The sequence below is a fragment of the Deinococcus actinosclerus genome (genome assembly GCF_001507665.1).
GTDB classification, from domain to species: Bacteria; Deinococcota; Deinococci; order Deinococcales; family Deinococcaceae; genus Deinococcus; species Deinococcus actinosclerus.
In genome coordinates, this window is the sequence record NZ_CP013910.1 from 127,501 (window position 1) to 149,105 (window position 21,605).

Sequence of the window (21,605 nt, forward strand, 5' to 3'; positions counted from 1 at the left end):
GGCCGCCGACGACCAGTGAACGTCCGTTGGATTGAAGAGTCACGTCCTGAACCATGCCAGGCCCTGTTAGGACTGTCAGGCGCCCCTGGTCGCCGAATGCGGTGTCGAGTTGTCCATTGGCCTCGAATTGAGCCAGTCCCCATGCGGGGCGCGCCGGGCCGGAGAAACTGTAATTGGTTGTTCCAGCAGCCAGAATCTTGCCGTTTCGCCTGACGATCAGACCTGCGAGGCCCCCGCCCCCAAAACTGGCCCCAGCATCGGCGCGGCCCGTCCCACCCCCGAAAGTCCAGTCAGGTGTACCTGCAGCATCAAGACGCGCGACAGTAAAGCCGATGTCATCGAACACACCACCAATCACGATCCGTCCATCAGCCTGAATGTCCAGTGCCAATACCGGCCCACCCGCAAAGGGGTAAGCGACGCCGTCCTGACCGAAGGTGGGGTCGAGGGCACCATCCATCAGATACCGTGCCACCACGGCATATACCCTGCTCTCTCCTGCGACCTGAAAAAAATCACTGCCACCCACAATAAGCCGGCCCTGCGTATCCAACCGCAGCCGTTGTGCGCCCCCAGAGCCGCGTAGGGGTGTCTGCACGGTGCCGTTCTGGCCAAACGTGGTGTCCAGTTGCCCCGCTGCACTCAGGCGCAGCAGGGTAATGGCTGACGTGGGTACGTCGTGTGAGATGGCGGCAACCACTATCCGGCCATCGCCTTGCACCACCAGATCAACAGGAGTGTCCCGACCTCCCAGATTGACCGTGACTGAGCCGCCCAGTCCGAAGCTCTGGTCGGGGGTGCCGTCACTAAGCAACCGAAAGACCTGAATATCGTCTGTATCGGAAGCCCCGGTCACGATAATTCGTCCATCAGACAGGATCCCGAGACCGATGAGCGGATTCGGGCCGAGCAGCGTGTAACCTCCTGCCCCGAACGCGGGATCCAGGGTGCCATCTGCAAGGTACCGGGTGACCACGCCGCCTCCAGCACTGCCTGCCACCACGATCCGGCCGTCAGCCATGACGACGGCCCTCTGAGCAATCTCATCGACACGCTCCAGCAGATCCGTCGTGACCACGCCGTTCTGTCCGAAAGTGGAGTCTGGGACCTGTTGCGCCGTCAGGGAGCGGGGCACACCGTTCGGGCCTGCCAGTGGGGCAGTGTTTGGGGCGGCCGGTGGGGCGCAGCTGGGGACGAGAGTGGCCAGGGCAAGGCTGAGGCCGAGCAGCAGACGGGACGGGGTGAGGCTGTGTGGGCGGGCCATGATTCCCTCCTTGGACGCCAGGGGCAGGCGATCCAGGAGCAGGGTGACAGGTGGCCAGTGACCGGAGCGTGACCGCCTGGGACAGGTAAGGATCTCGCCAGACGCCAAAGAGATGGACGCAGCCTGGCAGCCGCGTCCTAGTGGGCGTCGTGGCCCAGTTGTGGTGGCGCGCCCTGTAGGACTCGAACCTACGACCGACCGCTTAGAAGGCGGTTGCTCTATCCAGCTGAGCTAAGGGCGCATGAAAAAGGGCTCCCGGGTAGGGGAGCCTTCCTGGAGCGGGATCACGGATTCGAACCGAGGCCAGAAGCTTGGAAGGCTGCTGTGCTACCACTACACCAATCCCGCAGGGTGCGTCGTGTCGTCGGGGGGTGGTCGAGGCGACAGGATTCGAACCTGCGACCCCTTGGTCCCAAACCAAGTGCGCTACCGGCCTGCGCTACGCCTCGTGACCGTATACTCTCCCGTCGAACGCGCGTCGTGAACTATAGCAGAGATTGCGCGTGGGGGAAGGGTGTTGTGTGCATGAGGAGCGTATGCTGCGTCATTGTGAGTGGCGCGCGCGTGAAGACGTTCCTGGATCTGGTGAAGTTCGAACACACGGTGTTCGCCCTGCCGTTCGCGTATGCGGGCATGCTGCTGGCGAGCATGCAGGTGAACGGCACGGGCTGGCCCGGATGGCACGTCCTGGTGTGGGTGACGGTGGCGATGGCGGCGGCGCGCACGGCGGCGATGGGAGCCAACCGTGTGATTGACCGCTTCATCGACGCGCGCAATCCGCGCACGGCGGGTCGGGAGGTGCCGAGCGGGAAGGTCAGCCCGGCGCAGGCGTGGGCGCTGGTGGTGGTGAGTCTGGTCGTCCTGGTGGTCGCGGCGGCGCAGCTGAACCCGCTGTGCCTGGCGCTGTTGCCGCTGGCGGTGGTGTTCCTGATCGGCTACCCGTACACGAAGCGCTTCACGTGGCTGTGTCACGCGTGGCTGGGCGTGACGGACGGCGCGGCGGCGGCCGGGGGCTGGATCGCGGTGACCGGGGAGTTCGCGCCGCCCGCGTGGGCGCTGTGGGCCGTCGTGATCTTCTGGATGATCGGTTTGGACGTGATCTACGCGACGATGGACCGGGATTTCGACGTGGCGAACGGTATCAGGAGCATTCCGGCGCGCTTCGGGATTTCGCGGGCGCTGCGGATCGCGGCCGCCAGCCACGCGCTGACGTTCGCGCTTCTGCTCCTCGTGGGCGTGCTGGCGGGCGCGAGCGTCTGGTATTACCTCGCGGCGCTGGCGATGGGCGGCATCCTGCTGTTCGAGCACCGGATCGTGAACCCGAAGGATCTGGCGCGGGTGAACGTGGCGTTCTTCGACGCGAACATGTGGCTGGCGCTGACCATGCTGGCCGGCGTGGTGGTGGACGTGGCGTGGCGCACCCTGACTTGATACGGACTCCGATTGAGTGGAGTGCAGAAATCCTTCAGTCCGAACGGATACGAGTGGAAGTCAAACGGCTTCCGGGCGTGGAGCTGGCATCCCGGTGCCCTTCCCGGTGGTTGACGAAACAGACGGAAGCCGGATGAGTGGTGCTGAGTACCGCAGCGCTGGGCTGGACTGGGTGCCCCTGGACGCCGCGCAGGCCTTCGTGGACGGGGACGAGCGCCGCGCGGCGGTGCTGCTGGCCCGCGCGCGGGACGCGCAGCCCGCCGGGAGTGTGGCGTGGGCGCAGCTGGAACGGCTGTATGGCCTGACCCTGATTCATATGCAGCGTGAGGTGGAGGGCACCTTCGCGCTGGAACGGGCGGACGCGCTGCTGGACGCGGCGGGGATGCCTCGGCCTGATCTGGAGGTACTGGACCGGCGGGCGCCCGGTGGGCCGCCTGAACGCTAGACTGGCGCGCATGACGGACGCGGTGCGGGCGGGTGTGACCCTGGAAACCTCGGAGCGGGACTTCGCGGCGCGGTACGCCGAGTTCGCTGCCCAGGGCACGCTCTACCCGTCGCGGGAGGGCAGTCCGCTGCTGGAGTTCGGGGTGGCGGGGCGGGTACTGTACCTGTTTGACCGCAGCGGGCCGTACGCGGCGCAGCCCGGTCCGGCGCGGCTGGTGGTCCACGGTGTGGTGGAGGACGGCGGGCTGCACCGGCTGGACGGCGGAGAGCACCAGGAGCAGGTGCAGACCCTGGGGGTCTCCGGGGTGGAGGGCCGTGGGCGGGTGCTGGCCGTGTGGCGGCAGGGGTTCGTGGTGCAGGCGCGCCTGCCGCTGGTGCTGGGCTCGTTCACGCCATTGCCCGACGTGCAGGTGGGGGACTGGGTGGCGTTCCGGACGATGCCGCCCCTGCATGGTTTTGTCCCGGTCTGACCGGGTGCAGGGGCGCTGACGAGAGATGAGCCGGGAAGCAGCCGGCTAGGTGTCGCAGGTCCTGACCTGACAGACCACACCCGGTCTGTACCTTAGGCGGTGACAGAAGACAAATTTTTCTTCACTCAGTCGATTTAACGTCGAAGTGAAAACATCTTCCCTTTCTCCTCACGGTCCTTCATGATGGAAGCGTCCCCATGAACGAGTCGCTGCTCCCCCTCCCCGGCTCCCAGCCGCATGCCACCCCGGCCTGCATGGTGCTGGTCGATCTGGTCGGCAGTACGTTGATGGCGCAGACCCTCGACCTGGGCAGTTACATGGCGCTTATGCAGGAATTCGTGCAGGTCATGATCCTGACCCTGGAGGCCCGCGGAGGGCAGGTCCTGCAGCACCAGGGTGACGCCGTACTGGCCTGGTGGCCCGCCGCGCAGGCGGCGCAGGCCTGCGCCGCCGCGCAGGAGGCGCATATCCGTGCCGGGCGGCTGGCGCTGGCCGGGCATCTTGGGCAGCGGCTGCGGCTGCGCGCCGGGATCTCCAGCGGTGACGTGCTGATGGGCGTAGTCGGGGGACAGATGAGTGCCTACGGCTTGCCCGTCAACTACTCTCGCCGCCTGTGTGACGCGGCGCAGGCCGGGCAGACCCTGATCTGCGACGCGGTGCGCGCGCAGGTGCCGCAGCTGCGGTCAGTGCCCTGTCCGCCCCTGGCCCTGCAGGGCTTCGGGCCGCGCTGCACGGCCCACCGTCTCCTGGACAGCCCGGAGTCGGGGACGCGCATGAAAGTTGATTAAGCGCCCAGGCGGCCTTCTCATGAGAACGCTCCCTAGACTGCGGGCATGGAACGCAAGCCCCTGGTCTTAGTCATCGAGGATGAGAAAGACATCGCTCGATTCATCGAACTTGAACTCGCTGCCGAAGGTTACGCCACGGAGGTCGCCTTCGACGGCGTCACCGGGCTGTCGAAATTCCGTGAAGTCAACCCCGACCTCGTCATCCTGGACCTGATGCTGCCCGTTCTGGACGGCCTGGAAGTCGCGCGGCGCATCCGCAAGACCAGCAACACCCCAATCATCATCCTGACCGCCAAGGACGGCATCCAGGACAAGGTGGAGGGCCTGGATTCCGGCGCCGACGACTACCTCATCAAGCCCTTTTCCATCGAGGAACTGCTTGCCCGCGTGCGCGCCCACCTGCGCCGCGTGAACCCGGCCGTGACCGGCGAGGTGCGCGTGGCCGATCTGGTCATGAACCTCGACGGGCGCGAGATCTTCCGCGGTGGACGCCGCGTGGAACTGTCCGCCAAGGAATTCGAACTGCTCGAACTGCTCGCCCGCAACCCCGGCAAGGTCTTTTCACGCTTCGAGATCGAGGAGAAGGTCTGGCCCGAGTACACCGGCGGCAGCAACGTCGTCGACGTGTATATCGGCTACCTGCGCCGCAAGCTGGAGGAGGGCGGAGAGCGCCGCCTGATTCACACCGTGCGCGGCGTGGGCTACGTCCTGCGCGAGGAGTAAGCGTGCGGCGGGTGGGACGCGCGTGGACTGTTCGCGCGTCCCTCATGCGCCCAGCCTCTACACTGCCCCGCATGACCGCCCCGACCCGGAGCCCCGCATGACGCTGCGCTGGCGGCTCACGCTCTTCTACACGGCGCTGCTGGCTTTCCTGCTGACCGGGGTGGGGGTCATCACGCTGTACATGATGCGCGTGAACCTGATCAGCGGGATCGACAGCGACCTGAACACGACGTACAAGCAGTTCGTGACGTACCTCGTCAAACCCATCGGCCCGGACGACCAGACGGCCCGCATTCCCACCGATCAGCAGCAGCTGACCGCCCAGGGCAACGGGCAGTTCGACCAGATCGGGCAGGCCAAGCTGCTGGCGCGCTACTACTTCTCAAATTCCAGCCTGGCGGTCGAGGAACTCTCCTTCTACTCCCGTCAGACCCTGCTGGATGACCTGAAGGCCGCGCGGACGCCAGACGCCAAGAAGAAGCTGTTCGACTACCTGGCCGGCCTGCGGGAGGACTCCCGCCGCTCCTTGGCCGTGGACATCAACCGGCCCATCACGCTCAGCGACGCTGAGCTGGACGCCCTGATCAATTCTACGGACGGCCGCCTGCGCCTGAACCGCCTGATTGCCGACGCGCCCAACCGCGAGCCGACCCTCATGCGGCTGCTGGTGGTGCTGGGCCCCCTCACGAACACCGAACCCAGCCGTAACGCGGGGATCGGCCAGAACTTCCAGAACGAACCGCCACTGAGTGTCGTGTACGTGGCCCGCAGCCTGAAGACCGTGCAGAGCACCCTGGATGACCTGCGGCAGGTCGTCATGCTGCTGTTCCTGACGGGACTGTTCACGGCGGGGACCGGCGCGTACCTGCTGGCCGGGCAGGCCCTGTTGCCCCTGCGCCGCGTGCAGCGGGCCGCCGAACGGATCGGCGGGCAGAATCTCACCGAGCGGGTGCCCGTCCCGCAGACCGGCGACGAGGTGGAATCCCTGGCGACCGCGCTGAACGCCATGCTGGGGCGTCTGGAGGGCAGCTTCGAGGCGCAGCGGCGCTTTACCAGCGACGCCAGCCACGAGCTGCGCACGCCGGTCACCGCCATCAGCGGGCACGCCAGTTACCTGCTGCGCCGCACCAATCCCACCGGGCAGCAGCAGGAAAGCCTGAAGATCATCCAGAGCGAATCCGCACGGCTCACGAACCTGATTGCCAGCCTGCTGCAGCTGGCCCGCTCGGACAGCGGGGCGCTGGCCCTGCAGCGCGGGCCGATCCTCTCGGCCCTGTTCCTGGCGGAGATCGTGCGTGAACTCGCGCCGCTCGCGCAGGCCCAGCAGACCACGTTGACCAGCGTGGGCGAGGACGTGACCTTCGAGGCGGACGCGGACCGCCTGAAGCAGGTACTGATCAATCTGGTCAGCAACGCCCTGAAGGCCGGCGCGCAGACGGTGACGCTGCGCAGCGAGCGGGTGGATGCCGACGTGCGCCTCAGCGTGCAGGACGACGGCCCGGGCATTCCCGAGGATCAGCTTGAGCGTCTGTTCGACCGTTTCTACCGTCTGGAGGACAGCCGCAGCCGCGACCAGGGCGGCGCGGGCCTGGGCCTGAGCATCGCGCGCGGCATCGTGGACGCCCACGGCGGGCGCATCTGGCTCGACAGCGAGGTGGGCCGGGGGACCACCGCGTACGTGCAGCTGCCGGTCGGGAACGTGCCGGAATTCGATCTGGACGACGTGCCGTAATCAGTCCCGCGGTGAACTCAACAGGCACGCCGCCGGGGGATCCATCCCCGGCGGCGTGCCTGTCGACTCTGCGTCTTACCCGTGCCGGGCAGCGAGGGCCGCGCCGATGACCCCGGCGTTTCCGGCGAGCTGCGCGCGGCGGATCGTGACGGGCGCGAAGCCCTGCGCGTACTCGTCCGCGGCGGCCTGCACGCCGTGGAAGAAGTAGTCCCCGACGCTGGCCACGCCCCCGCCGATCACGAAGACCTCGGGGTCGATGGTCTTCTGGAGGTCCGCCAGCGCGATGCCGATGTAGCGCAGCGCCTGTCCCACCACGCGCCGCGCGGCCGGGTGGCCCTGCTGCGCGAGCTGGAAGGCCTCGGCGGTGCTCACGTCGCGGTTCAGGGCGAAGCTGGCGTCACGGGCGATGGCCGTGCCGCTGGCGACGGCCTCCAGCGCGCCGTCCAGGCCCGCGCCGCTGACCGGGCCGCCCGGCAGGGCCGTGATGTGCCCGATCTCGCCGGCGATGCCGTGCCGGCCGCGCCAGATGCGGCCGTTCAGGACGATGCCGCTGCCGATGCCGGTGCTGACCGTCACGTAGATGCTGCTCTCGGCGCCGCGCGCCGCGCCCAGGTGCGCCTCGGCGAGCGCGGCGGCCTTGGCGTCGTTCTCCAGCACGACGCGCTGCCCCAGGCGGTCGCGCAGGCCGTCCACCATGGGCACGTCGGTGAAGCCGTAGATGTTCGGCGCGAACTTCACGCGGGTGCGGTCCGCGTTCAGGGGGCCGGGGATGCCCACGCCGATCAGGCGGGCGTCCGGGTGGCGCTCCTGGAGGCGGCGCACCTCGCCCGCGATGGCGTCGAGCACGCTCTCCCAGCCGGTGTCCGGGGTGGGAATCATGTGCGCGTCGTGCAGTTCGTCGCCGCGCAGGACGCCGCTGGCGATCTTGGTGCCGCCCACGTCGATGCCGATGCTCAGGGGTTCAGTCAGGTTGGTCATGGGAACTCCGAAGGAAATGAAAGCGGGGAGAAACAGCGCGCGTGGGGCGGGAGCGCTTCCAGCCTCGCCCGGGGCCACCACGGGGGGAACCGGGAGGCGGCTGATCGCCCCGGGGCCGGACGCGCGGCCGGACGGGTGACACTCTGCCCCTGCAATCTACCCCGCCTGACCCCCGCCCGGCCCGGCGTCCTCTGCATGGGTCACCGGGCCGGACTCCGCCTCGTCCACGGCCTCGTCCTCGAAGCCCAGCAGGGCCAGCGCCTCGGGCAGCTGCACTTCCGGCACGTACAGGCCCACGTCCCCCATGTAGCCGCCGGTCTCGATCTCGATCACGGGGCTGCCCATCGACCACTGGAAGGGCGTGCGTACCACGCTCACCACGCCGCCCTCCAGCAGCGTGCGCCGCCAGCCCTCGGCCAGCAGACGCGGCAGGGTGTCCACCCGCACCCACGGGTCACCCTGGTACAGCACCCGGTCCTCGAACGTGGCCATCAGCGCACGCTCCGGTGGGCCACCCGCTCGGCGAAGTCCTGCGGCAGCGCGCGGGGCGCCCCCTGCTCGTCCACGCGGACCTGCACGGACCGCGCGAACGCGCACGGTACCCCGTCGGCCCGGATCAGGGCCACGCTCGTCCAGCTGGTGCGGCCCACCCGCTCGATCAGGGTGTCCACCGCGACCTCCTGCCCCTGGCGGATATCGCGCACGTAGTCGATCTCCAGCCGCGCCAGCACCGAGCGGTCGTCCGCGCCGCCCCCCACCTCCCGCGAGAGGGCCATGCGGCCGACTTCCAGGAATTCCGCGTAGCGGGCGTTGTTCACGTGGCCCATGGCGTCCAGGTCGCCGTAGCGCAGCTGGATGACCGAGCGGCTCGCGTCCTCCCAGTTCAGCGCCGGGAGGCGCGAGGCGGCGGGCGTGACGGCAGCAGACTGACTCATGCGGCCCAGTGTAGTCCGCCGCGTCCGGTCTTCCCACGCGCCCGTCACATGCGGGCGCTATGCTGCGCGTCGTGACCGACCTGCCCCCCCCACCGCCGCCGCGGCGCGACTGGTGGCGGCGACTGCAACGCCTGCCGCTGAGCATGATGCTCGCCAGCGCCCTGCTGGGGCTGGGCATCGTGCAGTTGACCTTCCAGCTGGGCCACAGCCTGTACCGCACCAGCATCTGGACGAGCGACACCCAGGCCACCCGCCTGCGCATCCAGGGGCTCCAGAGCGACATCGAGGAGCTCCAGGACGCCGTGAAGGCCGCCCAGACGCCCGAGCACCTGCGGGAACTGGCCCGCTGCCGGGGCTACGTGGGTGCAGGCGAGCAGGTCATCGTGGCCCGCTCGGCCCCCACCCCCGACACGCCCAGCGAGAACTGCCAGGCGCTGCGGGTGCCGTAGACGCGATCAGAGACCGGTCTGACCCAGGGTCGGCCAGCATCCACGCAAGAGGCGCGACCGCCCGGAAGATGTCCGGGAGGTCGCGCCTCGGATCACCGCCTGGGTTACGCGCCGGGCTGCGTAGCGCTCTTGCTCAGGGGCACCGGGATGTTGCCCTTGTCCTCCTGCGGCTTGGGCAGCAGCAGCAGGTCCAGCACCTGACCCACCCGCTCGAAGGTGTGGATGCGCAGCTCACCGCGGATGCTCTCGGGCACGTCCTGGAGGTTCGGCTCGTTGTCTTTCGGCACGATCACCTCGCGGATACCGCCCTGGTGCGCGGCCAGCAGTTTCTCCTTCACCCCGCCGATGGGCAGCACGCGCCCGCGCAGGCTGATCTCGCCGGTCATGGCGACGTCCATCCGGACCGGGCGGCCGGTGATGGCGCTGATCACGGCCGTGGCGATCGTGATGCCCGCGCTGGGGCCGTCCTTGGGCGTGGCGCCGTCGGGGAAGTGCACGTGCAGGTCCATGGTCTTGTGGAACTCGGGGTCCGCGCCGTACTCGGCGGCGTGGGCGCGCAGGTACGCGATGGCCGCGCCGACGCTCTCCTTCATCACGTCCCCCAGCGAGCCGGTCATGACGATCTTGCCGCTGCCGGGGGTGGCGAGCGCCTCCACGAGCAGCATGGTGCCGCCCACGCTCGTCCAGGCGAGGCCCTGCGCGACGCCGACCTGGGGTTCTTTCTCCATCTTGTCCGGGCGGTGCAGCGGCACGCCCAGGTAATCGGGCACCTGCGCGGCGTCGATGACCTTCAGGCCGTCCCAGGGCTGCTCCAGCAGTTCACGCGCGGCCTTGCGGGCCAGCTTGCTCACCTGACGGTCCAGGTTGCGCACGCCGCTCTCGGCGGTGTACTCCTCGACGATGCGGTTCAGCGCGGCGTCGGTGACCTCCAGGCGGCCGGTCAGGCCGTGCGCCTTGATCTGCCGGGGCACGCGGTAGCGCTTGGCGATCTCGACCTTCTCGACCTGGGTGTAGCCGGGGATGTTGATGATCTCCATGCGGTCCAGCAGGGGCCGGGGGATGGTCTGGAGGCTGTTGGCGGTCGTGATGAACATGACCTGCGACAGGTCGTACGGCACTTCCAGGTAGTGGTCCTGGAAGGTGTGGTTCTGCTCGGGGTCGAGGACTTCCAGCATGGCGCTGCTGGGGTCGCCGCGCCAGTCGCTGCTCATCTTGTCGATCTCGTCGAGGAGGATCACGGGGTTCGTGACGCCCGCGTTCTTCATCGCCTGGATGATGCGGCCAGGCATCGAGCCGATGTACGTGCGGCGGTGACCGCGGATCTCGGCCTCGTCGCGCACGCCGCCCAGCGCCATACGCACGAACTTGCGGTTGAGAGAACGGGCGATGCTCTTGCCCAGGCTGGTCTTGCCGACCCCGGGAGGGCCGACGAGCACCAGGATCGGGGCGCGCAGCTCGGCGTCGTCGGTGCGTTCCTCGGCCGCGCGTTCCTTGCGGGCCTCCTCGGTCTCGCCGGGCTTGTGGGTCAGCTGACGCACGGCCAGGAATTCCAGGATGCGGTCCTTGACGTCACCCAGCGCGTAGTGGTCGGCGTCGAGGATCTCGCGGGTGCGGGCGATGTCGAGGATCTCCTCGTCGCGCTTGCTCCAGGGCACGTCGACCAGCCAGTCGATGTAGTTGCGCACGACGGTGCTCTCGGGGCTGCCGCCGGGGGTGCGCTCCAGCCGCGTCAGTTCCTTGAGGGCCTTCTCCTTGACGCTCTCGGGCATCCCGGCCTGCTCGATCTTCTCGCGCAGCGCCTCGACCTCGGCCGGGCCGTCCTCGCCGCCGCCGAGTTCCTTGCCGATGGCCTTCATCTGCTCGCGCAGGTAGTACTCGCGCTGGTTGGCGTCCATCTGCTCCTTGACGCGCCCGGCGATCTTCTTGTCCATGTTGAAGCGCTCGGTGTCGCGCGACAGGAACTTCAGGGTGGCCTCCAGCCGCTCGCGCAGGCCCACGGCCGAGAGGATCTCCTGCTTCTCCTCGGGCGTCCAGGTGGCGTGGTGCGCGACCTGATCGGCCAGCGCGCCGCCGTCAGTCAGGGCCTTGATGCCCTCAAGCTGGTAGTTGTCCAGGCGCAGGTTCTTGTTCTGGCGCTGGTACTCCTCGAAGGCCGACTTGATCTCGCCGATCAGCACGGGAATCTCGCGGCTGTCGTCGGCGGGGACGGCCTGCGTCTCGGCGCGGACCCGCATGTAGGCGCTGGGGACCTCGTCGAGTACCCGGGCGCGTTCCTGCGCCTCGATGAGCACCTGGTAGGTGTTGTCGGGCATGCGCACGACCTGCTTGATGACGGCCAGGACGCCCATGTCGAACAGTTCGGCGCGGGTGGGGTCGTCGGTGCGGGCGTCACGCTGGGTGAGCAGCAGGACGCGGCGGTCCGAGGCCTGCGCTTCGTCCACGGCGCGTTTGCTCTTGGGGCGGCCCACGTCGACGTTCATGGTGACGCCGGGCAGGATCACGATATTTCTCAGTGCGACGACGGGAAGTTCCCAGATCATGCTTGCTCCTTAACGGCCGCGCGCTGGGCGCGGGAATACTTGAGTGTAACGCGGGGGGTCATGAGACGACACCCCCGCACGGTGTCCCCAGAGTGTAGGGACTGGTGCGGGGGCGTGCTGTAACCTCTATCGCTATGCTCAGGCAGACTTCTTGAGTCCCTTCGACTCAAGTAGTTCCATGGGGGTGTCGATGTGCGCCGCGTCGAAGCGCAGCTCCTTCAGCCCCTCCACCGGCAGCTCGAACAGCAGGTCCGTCATGGCCTTTTCCAGCACCGCCCGCAGGCCGCGCGCCCCGGTCTTGCGCTCGCGGGCCCGGCGAGCCACCTCGCGCAGCGCCTCGTCCGTGAAGGACAGGTCCACGTCCTGGAAGCCGAACAGCGCCTGATACTGCGACGCGATCGCGCCCTGCGGCTCGGTCAGGATGCGCACCAGCGCCTCCTCGTCCAGATCCTGAAGCTGCACCACCAGCGGCAGGCGCCCCACGAACTCCGGGATCAGCCCGAACTTCACGAGGTCCTCGGGCAGGAAGCGCAGCTCTTCCTTCTCGTCGCCCTTGTGCTCGGCGCCGAAGCCCACCGCGCGCACGTTCGTGCGGCTGCGGCCGATGTCCGCGATCCCGTCGAAGGCCCCGCCCACGATGAACAGGATGTTCTTGGTGTTCACCTGCACGAGTTCCTGCTGCGGGTGCTTGCGGCCCCCCTGCGGCGGCACCTGCGCGACCGTGCCCTCGATGATCTTCAGCAGCGCCTGCTGCACGCCCTCGCCGGACACGTCGCGCGTGATGCTGGTGCCCTCGGACTTGCGGGCGATCTTGTCGATCTCGTCGATGTAGATGATGCCGCGTTCGGCGGCCGCCACGTCGTACTCGGCGGCCTGCAGCAGGCGCACGATGACGTTTTCCACGTCGTCGCCCACGTACCCGGCTTCCGTCAGGGTGGTCGCGTCCGCGATCGCGAAGGGCACCTCCAGCATCTCCGCGAGGCTGGACGCCAGCAGCGTCTTGCCGGTCCCGGTCGGCCCGATCAGCAGGATGTTGCTCTTCTGCAGGTTCACGTCCGGGTGCGCCAGCCGCTGGTAGTGACTCACGACCGCCACCGCCAGCGCCTTCTTCGCCTCGTCCTGACCGATCACGAACTCATCGAGGTACGCCTTGATCTCGCGGGGCGTGGGCAGCTCGTCCAGGCTGAAGTCCGCGCCGCCCTTCGTGCGGTTCTGCTTGACCAGCTCGTGCGCCCGCTCGGTGCACTCGTTGCAGATGAACGCGGCGCGGCCCGGCGCCTCGATCAGCTGCGCGATCTGCGGATGTTGCCGCCCACAGAACGAGCAGCGGTCCCCTCCCTTCGTCATACGCTGTCCTCCTGCGCCCGCGTGCGGTCCACCACACTGTCGATCAGGCCGTATTTCATCGCCTCGTCGGGCGACATGAAGTAGTCACGCTCCATGTCCCGCATCAGCTTGTCGTGCGGGATGCTGGTGTGCTCGTGGTAGATGCCCACCAGCTTGTCCCGCAGGTGCAGCACCTCCTTGGCCTGCACCTCCAGGTCCGGGGTGTTCCCGCGGAAGCCCGCCGACCCCTGGTGGATCATGATCCGGCTGTTCGGCAGCGCCATGCGCTTGCCCTTGTCCCCGGCCATCAGCAGCACGCTGCCCATGCTCATCGCGATGCCCACGCAGATCGTCGACACGGGCGCCTTGATGTAGCGCATGGTGTCGTAGATCGCCAGGCCCGCGTACACCTCGCCGCCGGGGCAGTTGATGTACATCTGGATCTCCTGCTCCGGGTTCTGGGAATCCAGCAGCAGCAGCTGAGCCACGATGGTGTTCGCCATCTGCGACTCGATCGGCGTGCCCACGAAAATAATCCGGTCCTTGAGCAGGCGGGAGTAAATGTCGTACATCCGCTCGCCGCGCCCGGTCTGCTCGATCACGTAGGGAATCACGCTCATGGCAGCGATTATCGCACGGGTCGGGAAAGCGAACGTAGGCCAGACCTGACTTCATCCGGTGGGCGGGGACCCGCCCCCGTCCGCCAGATGGCTTACGGCCGGGCCAGCGCGGCAGCCGACGCCCCCCGCCGGGGGCGGGGGGCACGTGGCACGGCGCTGACGGCTCAGTCGACGATCAGGGGGATCAGGACGGGGTTGCGGCCCGTGACCTTGCGCACGAAGCGGCGCACGGCGCCATACATGTCGTCGCGGACGTCTTCCAGACGCTTCTTCTCGCGCAGGCCCTGCTCGATGGCCTCCAGCGCGACCTTGCGGATCTGGGTGTCGAGTTCGCGGTTGGCGCGCACGAAGCCGCGCGAGACGATCTCGACGTGCGGGGTGGGGTGCAGGACGGCCGTCATGATCAGGATGCCCTCCTGGCTCATGTTCACGCGGTCGAGCAGCACGTCGTCCCCGATGTCGCCCACGCCCAGGCCGTCCACGTACACGGCCCCGGCGGGCACGGTCCCCGTGACCTTGAAGTCGTCCTGTGACACGCGCACGACGTCGCCGTTGCGGGCGATCAGGGTGCGTTTGGGCGGGCGGGGGAGGGTCTGGGCGAGGCGGGCGTGGTTGATCTGGTGGCGGGGTTCGCCGTGCCACGGCAGGAAGTACTTGGGCCGCGCGAGGTTCAGCACGGTCGCGAGTTCCTCCTGGCTGCCGTGCCCGGAGGCGTGCACGCGGTAGTTCGGGGGGTAGTAGACATCCACGCCGATCTCGTACAGGCGGTTGATGACGAGGTTCACGGCTTCCTCGTTGCCGGGGATGGGGTTGCTGCTCAGGATGACGCTGTCGCCGCGGCGCAGGGCAATCTTGGCGTGGTTGCCGAACGCGAGGCGCGACAGGACGCTCATAGGCTGCCCCTGGCTGCCGGTGCAGACGTACAGCACCTGCTGGTCCTGCAGGCCGCCGACCTCGTCGCTGGCCAGGAACGGTTCGGGAAGTTCCATGTAGCCCAGGGTCTGGGCGACCTGGGCGTACTTGATCATGCTGCGCCCCTCCATGACCACGCGGCGGCGCTGGCGGTGGGCGATGTTGATGACGTTCTGCACGCGGTGCACGTTCGACGCGAAGGTCGTGAGGAACACGCGGCCCTTGAGGCCCGCGATCAGGGTTTCGAGCTGACGGGCGACCTCGGCCTCGCTGACGGTGCGGCCCTGGCGCTCGGCGTTCGTGGAGTCGCTCATGAGCAGCATGACGCCGTCCTTGCCGGCCTGCTCGATGCGGGCGAGGTCGCTGAGCTTGCCGTCGCTGGGTTCCTCGTCGAGCTTGAAGTCCCCGGTGTGCATCACGACGCCCGCCGGGGTGGTGAGCAGGTACCCGGCGTTGTCGGGGATGGAGTGGGTCATGCGGAAGAACTCCACCTGGAAGTGCATGCCGATCTTGACCGTCTCGCTGAGGTCCACCTCGCGCAGGTCCACCTCGCCGTCCTTGATGCCGAACTCGCTGAGTTTCTCGCGCACGAGGCCCAGGGTCAGGCCCGCGCCGTAGACCGGCACGCGCGGCAGGCGGGGCAGGATGTACGGCAGGCCGCCGATGTGGTCCTCGTGCCCGTGGGTGAGGATCCAGCCTTTGATCAGCCCGGCGTGCTGCTGCAGGTAGTCGATGCGGGGGATGATCAGGTCGATGCCCATCTGGTGGCTCTCGGGGAACGCGAGCCCGGCGTCGACGACCATGATCTCGTCTTCGTAGCGGTAGGCGGTGATGTTCTTGCCGATCTCGCCCATGCCGCCGAGCGGGATGACTTCGAGGTGTGGGGCCGCGCCCTCGGGGCGGGGAGCCTTGCTGGGGTTGCTCATGGGTACTCCGGGAGACCTGCGTGTGGGGCAGGCGGTGAGAGAAGGCGGGGCCAGGGAATGCGGCCTGAGTGAGTGGATTGTGTCGCCGGTCAGGTGCTGCGGGCAGCGGCCAGGGAAGGCGAAGTGCGCTCAACGTAGCACACCGCGCCAGGGGCGCTGCGCGCCACACCTGACGTGCCGGTCATTTACGGAACTGCAAGGGACCTACATCAAGAAAACATCATGAAGATTTGGTGTCACCCGGCAGTATCATGGTCTCGTGACCCCGCAACGCATTCTCATCATCGAGGACGACCTGGATATCGCCAACGTCCTGCGCATGGATCTGACCGACGCCGGCTTCGAGGTTGACCACGCCGACTCCGCCATGAACGGCCTGATCAAGGCGCGCGAGGAGCAGCCCACGCTGATCCTCCTGGACCTGGGCCTGCCGGACTTCGACGGTGGGGACGTCGTGCAGCGCCTGCGCAAGAACAGCAGCGTGCCGATCATCGTCCTGACCGCCCGCGACACCGTGGACGAGAAGGTGCGCCTGCTGGGCCTGGGCGCCGACGACTACCTGATCAAGCCCTTCCACCCGGACGAACTGCTCGCGCGCGTGAAGGTGCAGCTGCGCCAGCGCACCACCGAGAGCCTCACCATGGGCGACCTGACCCTCGACCCGCAGAAGCGGCTCGTGACCTTCAAGGGTGAGGAACTGCGGCTCTCGCCCAAGGAGTTCGACATCCTGGCCCTGCTGATCCGCCAGCCCGGTCGCGTGTACTCGCGCCAGGAGATCGGCCAGGACATCTGGCAGGGCCGCCTGCCCGAGGGCAGCAACGTCGTGGACGTGCACATGGCCAACCTGCGCGCCAAGCTGCGTGACCTCGACGGCTACGGGCTGCTCCGCACCGTGCGCGGCGTCGGGTACGCCCTGCGCGGCTGACGGTGACGCCCACCGACGCGGGCGGCGCCGCGTTCCACGGCGTGGACGCCCAGGCGCTGTTCGCCGCGCTGCCCGACCCGGTCGCGCACCTCACGGCCGGCGGGCAGGTCACGCTCAACCGCGCCGCCCAGGCCCGGGTGCAGCAGTACTCGGCCACCGGCGACTGGATGGCGCTGTTCCACCCGGGCAGCGTGCCAGCCATTCAGGACGGCGTGCAGGCCGCCCTGCGGGGCGAGACCCGGCAGGTGACCGTGCAGGTCGTGGACACGGTCGCCCCGGGCCTGCTGACCGTGGCGCCCACCGCCGGCGGCGCCCTGCTGCACCTGCATGTGGCGCGTGACCCGCTGGAGGTCGCGCTGGAACTCATGGACGGCATGGGCCTGGGCATGACCGTGCAGGCCCCGGACACCCGCATCCTGCTCACGAACGACGCGGCCGCCCGCATCCTGGGCATGACCCAGGAGCAGCTGACCGGGCGCGACTCCATGGACCCCGAGTGGCGCGCCGTGCACCCGGACGGCAGCGAATTCCCCGGCGAGACGCACCCCAGCGTGCAGGCCCTGCGCACCATGCAGGTGCAGCGCGACGTGCCCATGGGCGTGTACCACCCGGGCGAGGCCACCTGGCGCTGGTTGCAGGTGACGGCCATCCCGCGCCGCGCACCCGGCGCCGAGCAGCCCAAGCAGGTCACCACGGTGTTCGCCGACGTCACCGAGCGCCAGCAGATGCAGGCCGAGGTGCGCCGCAGCGAACGCCGCTTCCGCTCGCTGGTGGAGGCCACCACCCAGGTCGTCTGGAACACCGATCCAGCCGGATCGCTCCAGCCCCCGCAGCCGCGCTGGGAGGCCTTCACCGGCCAGACCACGGCCGAGTACCAGGGCGCCGGGTGGCTGAACGCGGTGCACCCCGACGACCGGGCCGGCGCCAGCCGCGACTGGCAGCGCGCCCTGGAGACCGGCACCCTGTACACCACCGAGTACCGCCTGCGCCGCGCCGACGGCACCTACGTGCCCATGCTGACCCGCGGCGTGCCCATCCTGGACGAACGGGGCCAGCTGCTCGAATGGCTCGGCACGAACACGGACCTGAGCGCCATCCGCGAGGCCGAGCAGGCGCTGCGCACCCTGAACGCCGAACTGGAAGAGCGCGTGGAGGCCCGCACCGAGGAACTCTCCCGCGTCACGCGCTTCAGTACCCTGCTGCTCACCGCTGCGGGCGAGAGCATCTTCGGGCTGGACGCCCGGGGCGTCACCACCTTCGCCAACCCGGCGGCCGCCCGCATGCTGGGCTACAGCATCGAGAGCATGATCGGCCAGGAGCAGCACGCGCTGGTGCACCACCACCACGCCGACGGCAGTGCCTACCCGCTGGAGGACTGCCCGATCCACCAGACGCTGAGTGACGGCCAGACGCGCCGCGTGGAGCGCGACGTCATGTGGCACGCCCAGGGACACGCGGTGCCGGTCGCGTACGTCGTGACCGCCACGCACGACAGTGCGGGCGACGTGAACGGCGCAGTCGTGATGGTGCAGGACATCACCGAACGGGTCCGCGCGCAGCAGCAGCTGCAGGATCTCATCACCGACCTGGAGCGCAGCAACCAGGACCTGGAGCAGTTCGCGTACGTCGCCAGTCACGACCTGCAAGAACCCCTGCGCACGGTGGGCAGCTACACCGAGCTGCTGGCCCGGCGCTACCAGGGGCAGCTCGACCCGCGCGCCGACCAGTACCTGCACTTCATGCAGGACGCCGTGGACCGCATGCGCAGCCTCATTCAGGATCTGCTGGGCTTCGCCCGGCTGAGCCGCACCGAACTGAATTTCGCGCCCGTGGCGCTCGACGACCTGATGCGCGCCGCCCAGCAGAACGTGCAGGCCACCCTGACCACCTCGGGCGGGGAGCTGACCTGGCACACCCCGGACCAGGTGTGGGGTCAGGGGTCGCTGCTCACGCAGCTGCTCACCAACCTGATCAGCAACGGCCTGAAATTCCAGCAGCCCGGCCAACCCCCCGGGTGCAGGTCACGTCCCGGCGGGACGGGGACATGATTCACGTCAGCGTGCAGGACAACGGCATCGGCATCGCGCCGGAGTACCACGCCCGGATCTTCGAGATCTTCCAGCGCCTGCACCGCCGCGAAACGTACGCCGGGAACGGTATGGGCCTGGCCATCTGCCGTAAGATCACCGAGCATCACGGCGGCCACATCTGGCTCGACTCTGTCCCGCACCAGGGCAGCACCTTCCACTTCACCCTCCCGGCGGTACCCCAGCCATGACCCACGACCCTGCCGCCACCGAACCCATCGAGATCCTGCTGGTCGAGGACAACGAGCCCGACGTGCTGCTCACCCTGGAAGCCTTCGAGGACGCGCGCGTTCCCAACCGCATGCATGTCGCCCGTGACGGCGTCGAGGCCCTGCGCTTCCTGCGCCGTGAGGGCGAGCACGCCGGCGCCCCGCGCCCGGACGTGATCCTGCTGGACATCAACATGCCCCGCAAGACCGGCCTGGAGGTGCTCTCGGACGTCAAGGCCGACCCGGCGCTGCGCAGCATCCCGGTCGTCATGCTCACCACCAGTCAGGCGGAGGACGACGTCCGCTCCTCCTACGAGCGGCACGCCAGCGGCTACGTGGTCAAACCCGTGGGGTTCGAGAATTTCCTGGGCGCCATGCGGGCCTTCGAGGCCTTCTGGCTGACCTTCGTGCGCTTTCCCCCGCGCGGCTGATCGGCCCGGCCCCTGCGCCCGTTTAGTCGGCGCGTGGGGCGGGCGGGTGCCGCGGCGACTGTGACCACAGCCTGGACAGACGCGCGGCGCCGGCGCCCTCAGGGCCCCAGCAGCGCCTGGAGCAGAGCCGGGACCGCCTCGCGTGCGCCCAGCAGGGGCGCCCCCCCGCGCGCGAGCACCACCACGACCGCGCCGGACTCCAGGTGCACGCCCAGCCCCGCACGCGCCGCGCGGGCCACCCCGTCATGCCAGCGCACCCCGCCCGGCAGCGCGCCGCGGGCGAACCAGCCCGGAGCGATGCCGCCCACCCCGGCCGGCAGGCCCGGCACGCGCCGCGCGTCCAGCCACGCCGGGCCCAGCTGCCCGGCCAGGTGGGCCTGCCCGAAGCGCAGCAGTTCCGCCGCCGCGCCGAAGAGGCCCCCCGCGCCCACCAGCGGCCCGAAGCCCGTCACGCGGCCGGCCGGCGCCAGCGGCCGGTCAGGCGTGACCCGCAGGCCCAGGGGGCCGGTCACCTCGTGCCGCAGCGCCCGCGCGTACCCCTCGGCGCTGAACGCCTCACCCGCTGCGGCGGCGCAGGCCAGCCCCAGCAGGCCCGCGCCCAGGTTCGAGTACCGGTAGCGCCCGGGCGGCTGAGCCCAGCGCCGCACGCTGCTCACGACCTCGTCCGGCGTCATGGAGGTGTAAGGATCGTAGAAGTGCGTGAAGGTCGTCAGCCCCATCCGGGCCGGGTGGGTCGGCACGCCCGCCGTATGGGTCGCCAGCCCCCAGGCCGTGACGGACCTCGGCACGCGCCGCAGCGGTCCCCCCAGGGCCGAGAGGGGCGCGTGCCACTCCAGGGCGCCGCGCCCCACCAGCGCGCCCGCCAGCGCCGCCGTGAACGGCTTGCTGACACTGGCGAGCTCGCCCGGCGCCTCACCGGACGCGCCCCGCAGCCCGAGCGCCACCTGCCGCGCGCCGCGCGCCGCGCCCACCACGCCCCCCTGTGCCAGCGCCACGCGCAGCAGGGGCCGCAGGGGGGACAGGTCGCGGCCCAGCACACCTTCCAGGTCGCGCAACGTGGCGCGCAGCGGGTCACGGAACATACCCGGCAGCGTACCCGACCGGCGGGCGGCCGGACCGGGCTGAATCTGCCACAAGTGTCAGAGTCTTGCGACGGCGCGCCCGCTACCCTGGCCGCAGGCAGGTCGGATGGGCGCAGTGATGTTCCGTCTGGAGTATCCAGCATTCTCGCCGAGGTTCCGCCCCTGACTGCCCCCGCTGACTGGAGGACCAAGCCCATGCCACGCCGCGTTTCCCCACTGCCCCTGCACCAGCAGGTGAGCCGCCTGTACTTCCGGGTGGTGCTGCCTGCCGTGACCGTGGCGCTGGTGCTGGACGGCGGAACCGGCGCGGCCGTGCTCATCGCCCTGATGCTGCTGGCCGCGCTGGGTGCGGCGCTGCACCTGCTGCTGCCCCCGGCCGGGCAGAACGCGCTGCGGTTCGTGTTCGCCCTGGCGGCCATCGTGTTCGTGATCGCGGTGGCGGTCCTGGCCGGCCAGCCGGGCTTCACCGGCACGATCGACCAGCTGGCCGTGGCCCTGCTGCTGACCCCCGCCACCCTGATGGCCTGGACACTGGTGTTCGCCGATCAGCCGCGCACGGGGCAGATCCTGAATCTCGCGCTGGTGCTGGCCGTCACGGCCCTGATGCTGCGCTGGCAGGCGCTGGGGCTGTCGGGCATGAACCACCACCTGCCGCTGCTCGTGTTGCTCGTGGGCGTGACCGTCACGTACTACGCCAGCACCTTCGCCCTCATGAACGCCCGCTTCCACGAGGGTGAACACGACCGCACCCATGATCCCCTGACCGGGCTGCTCAACCGCCGCGCGTTTCAGGACCGGGCCCGCGCGCACGCGACCCTGCACGTGGCGGTGCTCGACATCGACTTCTTCAAGCGCGTGAACGACGCCCACGGGCACCTGGCCGGGGACCGCGTGCTGCGCGCCGTGGCCGACGTCATCCAGGACACCCTGAACGGGCAAGGTGAAGCGTACCGCTGGGGCGGAGAGGAATTCGTGCTGCTGCTGCCGGCGCCCGTGAACGCGCCCGCCGTGATCGAGCAGGTGCGCCGCGAGATCGCCGCGCGGCACTTCAGTGGCGGTCAGCGCGTGACCCTCAGTGCCGGCCTGACCCGCACCGCGCCCGGTGAGCCGGTGCAGCGGGCCTTCGAGCGGGCCGACGCCGCCCTGCGCGCCGCGAAGGACGCGGGGCGCAACCGCGTGGTGCTCAGCTCGCCCCCCACCCCGCTTGACAAGCGCGCCGCTGGCCGGTAACCTTCTCTCCGCTGGTCCGGTAGTGTAGCGGTTAGCATATCTGCCTGTCACGCAGAAGGTCGCGGGTTCAAATCCCGTCCGGACCGCCAGTAAAGGAAGCGCC

21 protein-coding genes and 4 tRNA genes (1 of these 25 running past the window's edge) are annotated in these 21,605 nt (G+C 69.2%); 13 read left to right on the forward strand and 12 right to left on the reverse strand.

Going from position 1 to position 21,605, the window contains the following annotated elements; all coding sequences use genetic code 11:
• The 4 genes from AUC44_RS16015 to AUC44_RS00655 form a co-directional block, all read right to left on the reverse strand.
• Window positions 1–1,264: the 5' portion of a PxKF domain-containing protein gene (locus AUC44_RS16015; RefSeq protein ID WP_082688889.1), read on the reverse strand. It extends 848 nt beyond the left edge of the window; the window shows 1,264 of its 2,112 coding nt (coding positions 1–1,264); the start codon lies at window positions 1,262–1,264; its stop codon lies beyond the left edge, outside the window.
• 164 nt (window positions 1,265–1,428) lie between these two features.
• Window positions 1,429–1,505 (reverse strand) — tRNA-Arg (locus AUC44_RS00645).
• A 33-nt stretch (window positions 1,506–1,538) separates the two neighbouring features.
• Window positions 1,539–1,612: transfer RNA gene (locus AUC44_RS00650), tRNA-Gly, on the reverse strand.
• Window positions 1,613–1,636: 24 nt separating this feature from the next.
• Window positions 1,637–1,713: transfer RNA gene (locus tag AUC44_RS00655), tRNA-Pro, on the reverse strand.
• A gap of 100 nt (window positions 1,714–1,813) precedes the next feature.
• Here AUC44_RS00655 and mqnP point away from each other — a divergent pair.
• From mqnP to AUC44_RS00685, 6 genes are all read left to right on the forward strand, one after another.
• Window positions 1,814–2,695 (forward strand): menaquinone biosynthesis prenyltransferase MqnP, encoded by an 882-nt coding sequence (gene mqnP, locus AUC44_RS00660; RefSeq protein ID WP_197408558.1) that lies wholly within the window; start codon window positions 1,814–1,816, stop codon window positions 2,693–2,695.
• A gap of 133 nt (window positions 2,696–2,828) precedes the next feature.
• Window positions 2,829–3,140 (forward strand): hypothetical protein, encoded by a 312-nt coding sequence (locus AUC44_RS00665; protein WP_062156945.1) that lies wholly within the window; start codon window positions 2,829–2,831, stop codon window positions 3,138–3,140.
• Between the two features lie 10 nt (window positions 3,141–3,150).
• Entirely contained in the window at window positions 3,151–3,609 is a 459-nt protein-coding gene (locus AUC44_RS00670) for a hypothetical protein (protein ID WP_062156946.1), read from the forward strand.
• 197 nt (window positions 3,610–3,806) lie between these two features.
• Entirely contained in the window at window positions 3,807–4,397 is a 591-nt protein-coding gene (locus AUC44_RS00675; RefSeq protein ID WP_062156947.1) for an adenylate/guanylate cyclase domain-containing protein, read from the forward strand.
• 45 nt (window positions 4,398–4,442) lie between these two features.
• Complete coding sequence (locus AUC44_RS00680; protein WP_010887388.1) at window positions 4,443–5,120, forward strand: response regulator transcription factor; 678 nt, start codon at window positions 4,443–4,445, stop codon at window positions 5,118–5,120.
• A 97-nt stretch (window positions 5,121–5,217) separates the two neighbouring features.
• Window positions 5,218–6,852, forward strand: coding sequence for a sensor histidine kinase (locus tag AUC44_RS00685; protein ID WP_062156948.1), 1,635 nt, complete (start codon window positions 5,218–5,220; stop codon window positions 6,850–6,852).
• A gap of 75 nt (window positions 6,853–6,927) precedes the next feature.
• On the opposite strand, the gene AUC44_RS00690 is transcribed toward AUC44_RS00685, so the two are convergent.
• The 3 genes from AUC44_RS00690 to AUC44_RS00700 form a co-directional block, all read right to left on the reverse strand.
• Complete coding sequence (locus AUC44_RS00690) at window positions 6,928–7,830, reverse strand: ROK family protein (protein WP_062156949.1); 903 nt, start codon at window positions 7,828–7,830, stop codon at window positions 6,928–6,930.
• Between the two features lie 156 nt (window positions 7,831–7,986).
• Window positions 7,987–8,322, reverse strand: coding sequence for a hypothetical protein (locus AUC44_RS00695; protein ID WP_062156950.1), 336 nt, complete (start codon window positions 8,320–8,322; stop codon window positions 7,987–7,989).
• Entirely contained in the window at window positions 8,322–8,765 is a 444-nt protein-coding gene (locus tag AUC44_RS00700; protein ID WP_062156951.1) for an acyl-CoA thioesterase, read from the reverse strand. Before AUC44_RS00700 ends, AUC44_RS00695 begins: the two co-directional genes overlap by 1 nt.
• 71 nt (window positions 8,766–8,836) lie before the next feature.
• On the opposite strand from AUC44_RS00700, the gene AUC44_RS00705 reads away from it, so the two are divergent.
• Window positions 8,837–9,214, forward strand: a complete 378-nt coding sequence (locus tag AUC44_RS00705) for a Nif11-like leader peptide family natural product precursor (RefSeq protein WP_231724490.1) — start codon at window positions 8,837–8,839, stop codon at window positions 9,212–9,214.
• Between the two features lie 104 nt (window positions 9,215–9,318).
• On the opposite strand, the gene lon is transcribed toward AUC44_RS00705, so the two are convergent.
• From lon to AUC44_RS00725, 4 genes are all read right to left on the reverse strand, one after another.
• Window positions 9,319–11,754, reverse strand: a complete 2,436-nt coding sequence (gene lon, locus AUC44_RS00710) for an endopeptidase La (RefSeq protein WP_062156953.1) — start codon at window positions 11,752–11,754, stop codon at window positions 9,319–9,321.
• Window positions 11,755–11,892: 138 nt separating this feature from the next.
• Complete coding sequence (clpX, locus tag AUC44_RS00715; protein ID WP_062156954.1) at window positions 11,893–13,101, reverse strand: ATP-dependent Clp protease ATP-binding subunit ClpX; 1,209 nt, start codon at window positions 13,099–13,101, stop codon at window positions 11,893–11,895.
• Window positions 13,098–13,709, reverse strand: a complete 612-nt coding sequence (gene clpP / locus AUC44_RS00720) for an ATP-dependent Clp protease proteolytic subunit (protein WP_110827722.1) — start codon at window positions 13,707–13,709, stop codon at window positions 13,098–13,100. Before clpP ends, clpX begins: the two co-directional genes overlap by 4 nt.
• A gap of 155 nt (window positions 13,710–13,864) precedes the next feature.
• Window positions 13,865–15,538: a ribonuclease J gene (locus AUC44_RS00725; RefSeq protein ID WP_062156956.1), complete on the reverse strand. Its 1,674-nt coding sequence runs from the start codon at window positions 15,536–15,538 to the stop codon at window positions 13,865–13,867.
• A gap of 259 nt (window positions 15,539–15,797) precedes the next feature.
• Here AUC44_RS00725 and AUC44_RS00730 point away from each other — a divergent pair, with 259 nt between their 5' ends.
• From AUC44_RS00730 to AUC44_RS00745, 4 genes are read left to right on the forward strand one after another with little or no spacing between them, the layout of a single operon-like run.
• Window positions 15,798–16,463 carry a response regulator transcription factor gene (locus AUC44_RS00730; RefSeq protein ID WP_082688890.1) on the forward strand — a complete coding sequence of 222 codons (666 nt, stop codon included), beginning with the start codon at window positions 15,798–15,800 and terminating at the stop codon, window positions 16,461–16,463.
• Window positions 16,464–16,465: 2 nt separating this feature from the next.
• Window positions 16,466–18,511: a PAS domain-containing sensor histidine kinase gene (locus AUC44_RS00735; RefSeq protein ID WP_062156957.1), complete on the forward strand. Its 2,046-nt coding sequence runs from the start codon at window positions 16,466–16,468 to the stop codon at window positions 18,509–18,511.
• Window positions 18,508–18,741 (forward strand): sensor histidine kinase, encoded by a 234-nt coding sequence (locus tag AUC44_RS00740; RefSeq protein WP_157445114.1) that lies wholly within the window; start codon window positions 18,508–18,510, stop codon window positions 18,739–18,741. Before AUC44_RS00735 ends, AUC44_RS00740 begins: the two co-directional genes overlap by 4 nt.
• On the forward strand, window positions 18,738–19,190 hold the full coding sequence (locus AUC44_RS00745) for a response regulator (protein ID WP_062156959.1): 453 nt from the start codon (window positions 18,738–18,740) through the stop codon (window positions 19,188–19,190). Before AUC44_RS00740 ends, AUC44_RS00745 begins: the two co-directional genes overlap by 4 nt.
• 98 nt (window positions 19,191–19,288) lie before the next feature.
• Here AUC44_RS00745 and AUC44_RS00750 read toward each other — a convergent pair whose 3' ends face one another.
• Complete coding sequence (locus tag AUC44_RS00750) at window positions 19,289–20,272, reverse strand: serine hydrolase domain-containing protein (RefSeq protein ID WP_062156960.1); 984 nt, start codon at window positions 20,270–20,272, stop codon at window positions 19,289–19,291.
• A 195-nt stretch (window positions 20,273–20,467) separates the two neighbouring features.
• On the opposite strand from AUC44_RS00750, the gene AUC44_RS00755 reads away from it, so the two are divergent.
• Both AUC44_RS00755 and AUC44_RS00760 read left to right on the forward strand, forming a co-directional pair.
• The gene (locus tag AUC44_RS00755; RefSeq protein ID WP_062156961.1) at window positions 20,468–21,502 is read left to right on the forward strand and encodes a GGDEF domain-containing protein; all 1,035 of its coding nucleotides are present in this window, start codon (window positions 20,468–20,470) and stop codon (window positions 21,500–21,502) included.
• 13 nt (window positions 21,503–21,515) lie between these two features.
• A tRNA-Asp gene (locus AUC44_RS00760) sits at window positions 21,516–21,591 on the forward strand.
• Window positions 21,592–21,605: the final 14 nt, after the last annotated feature.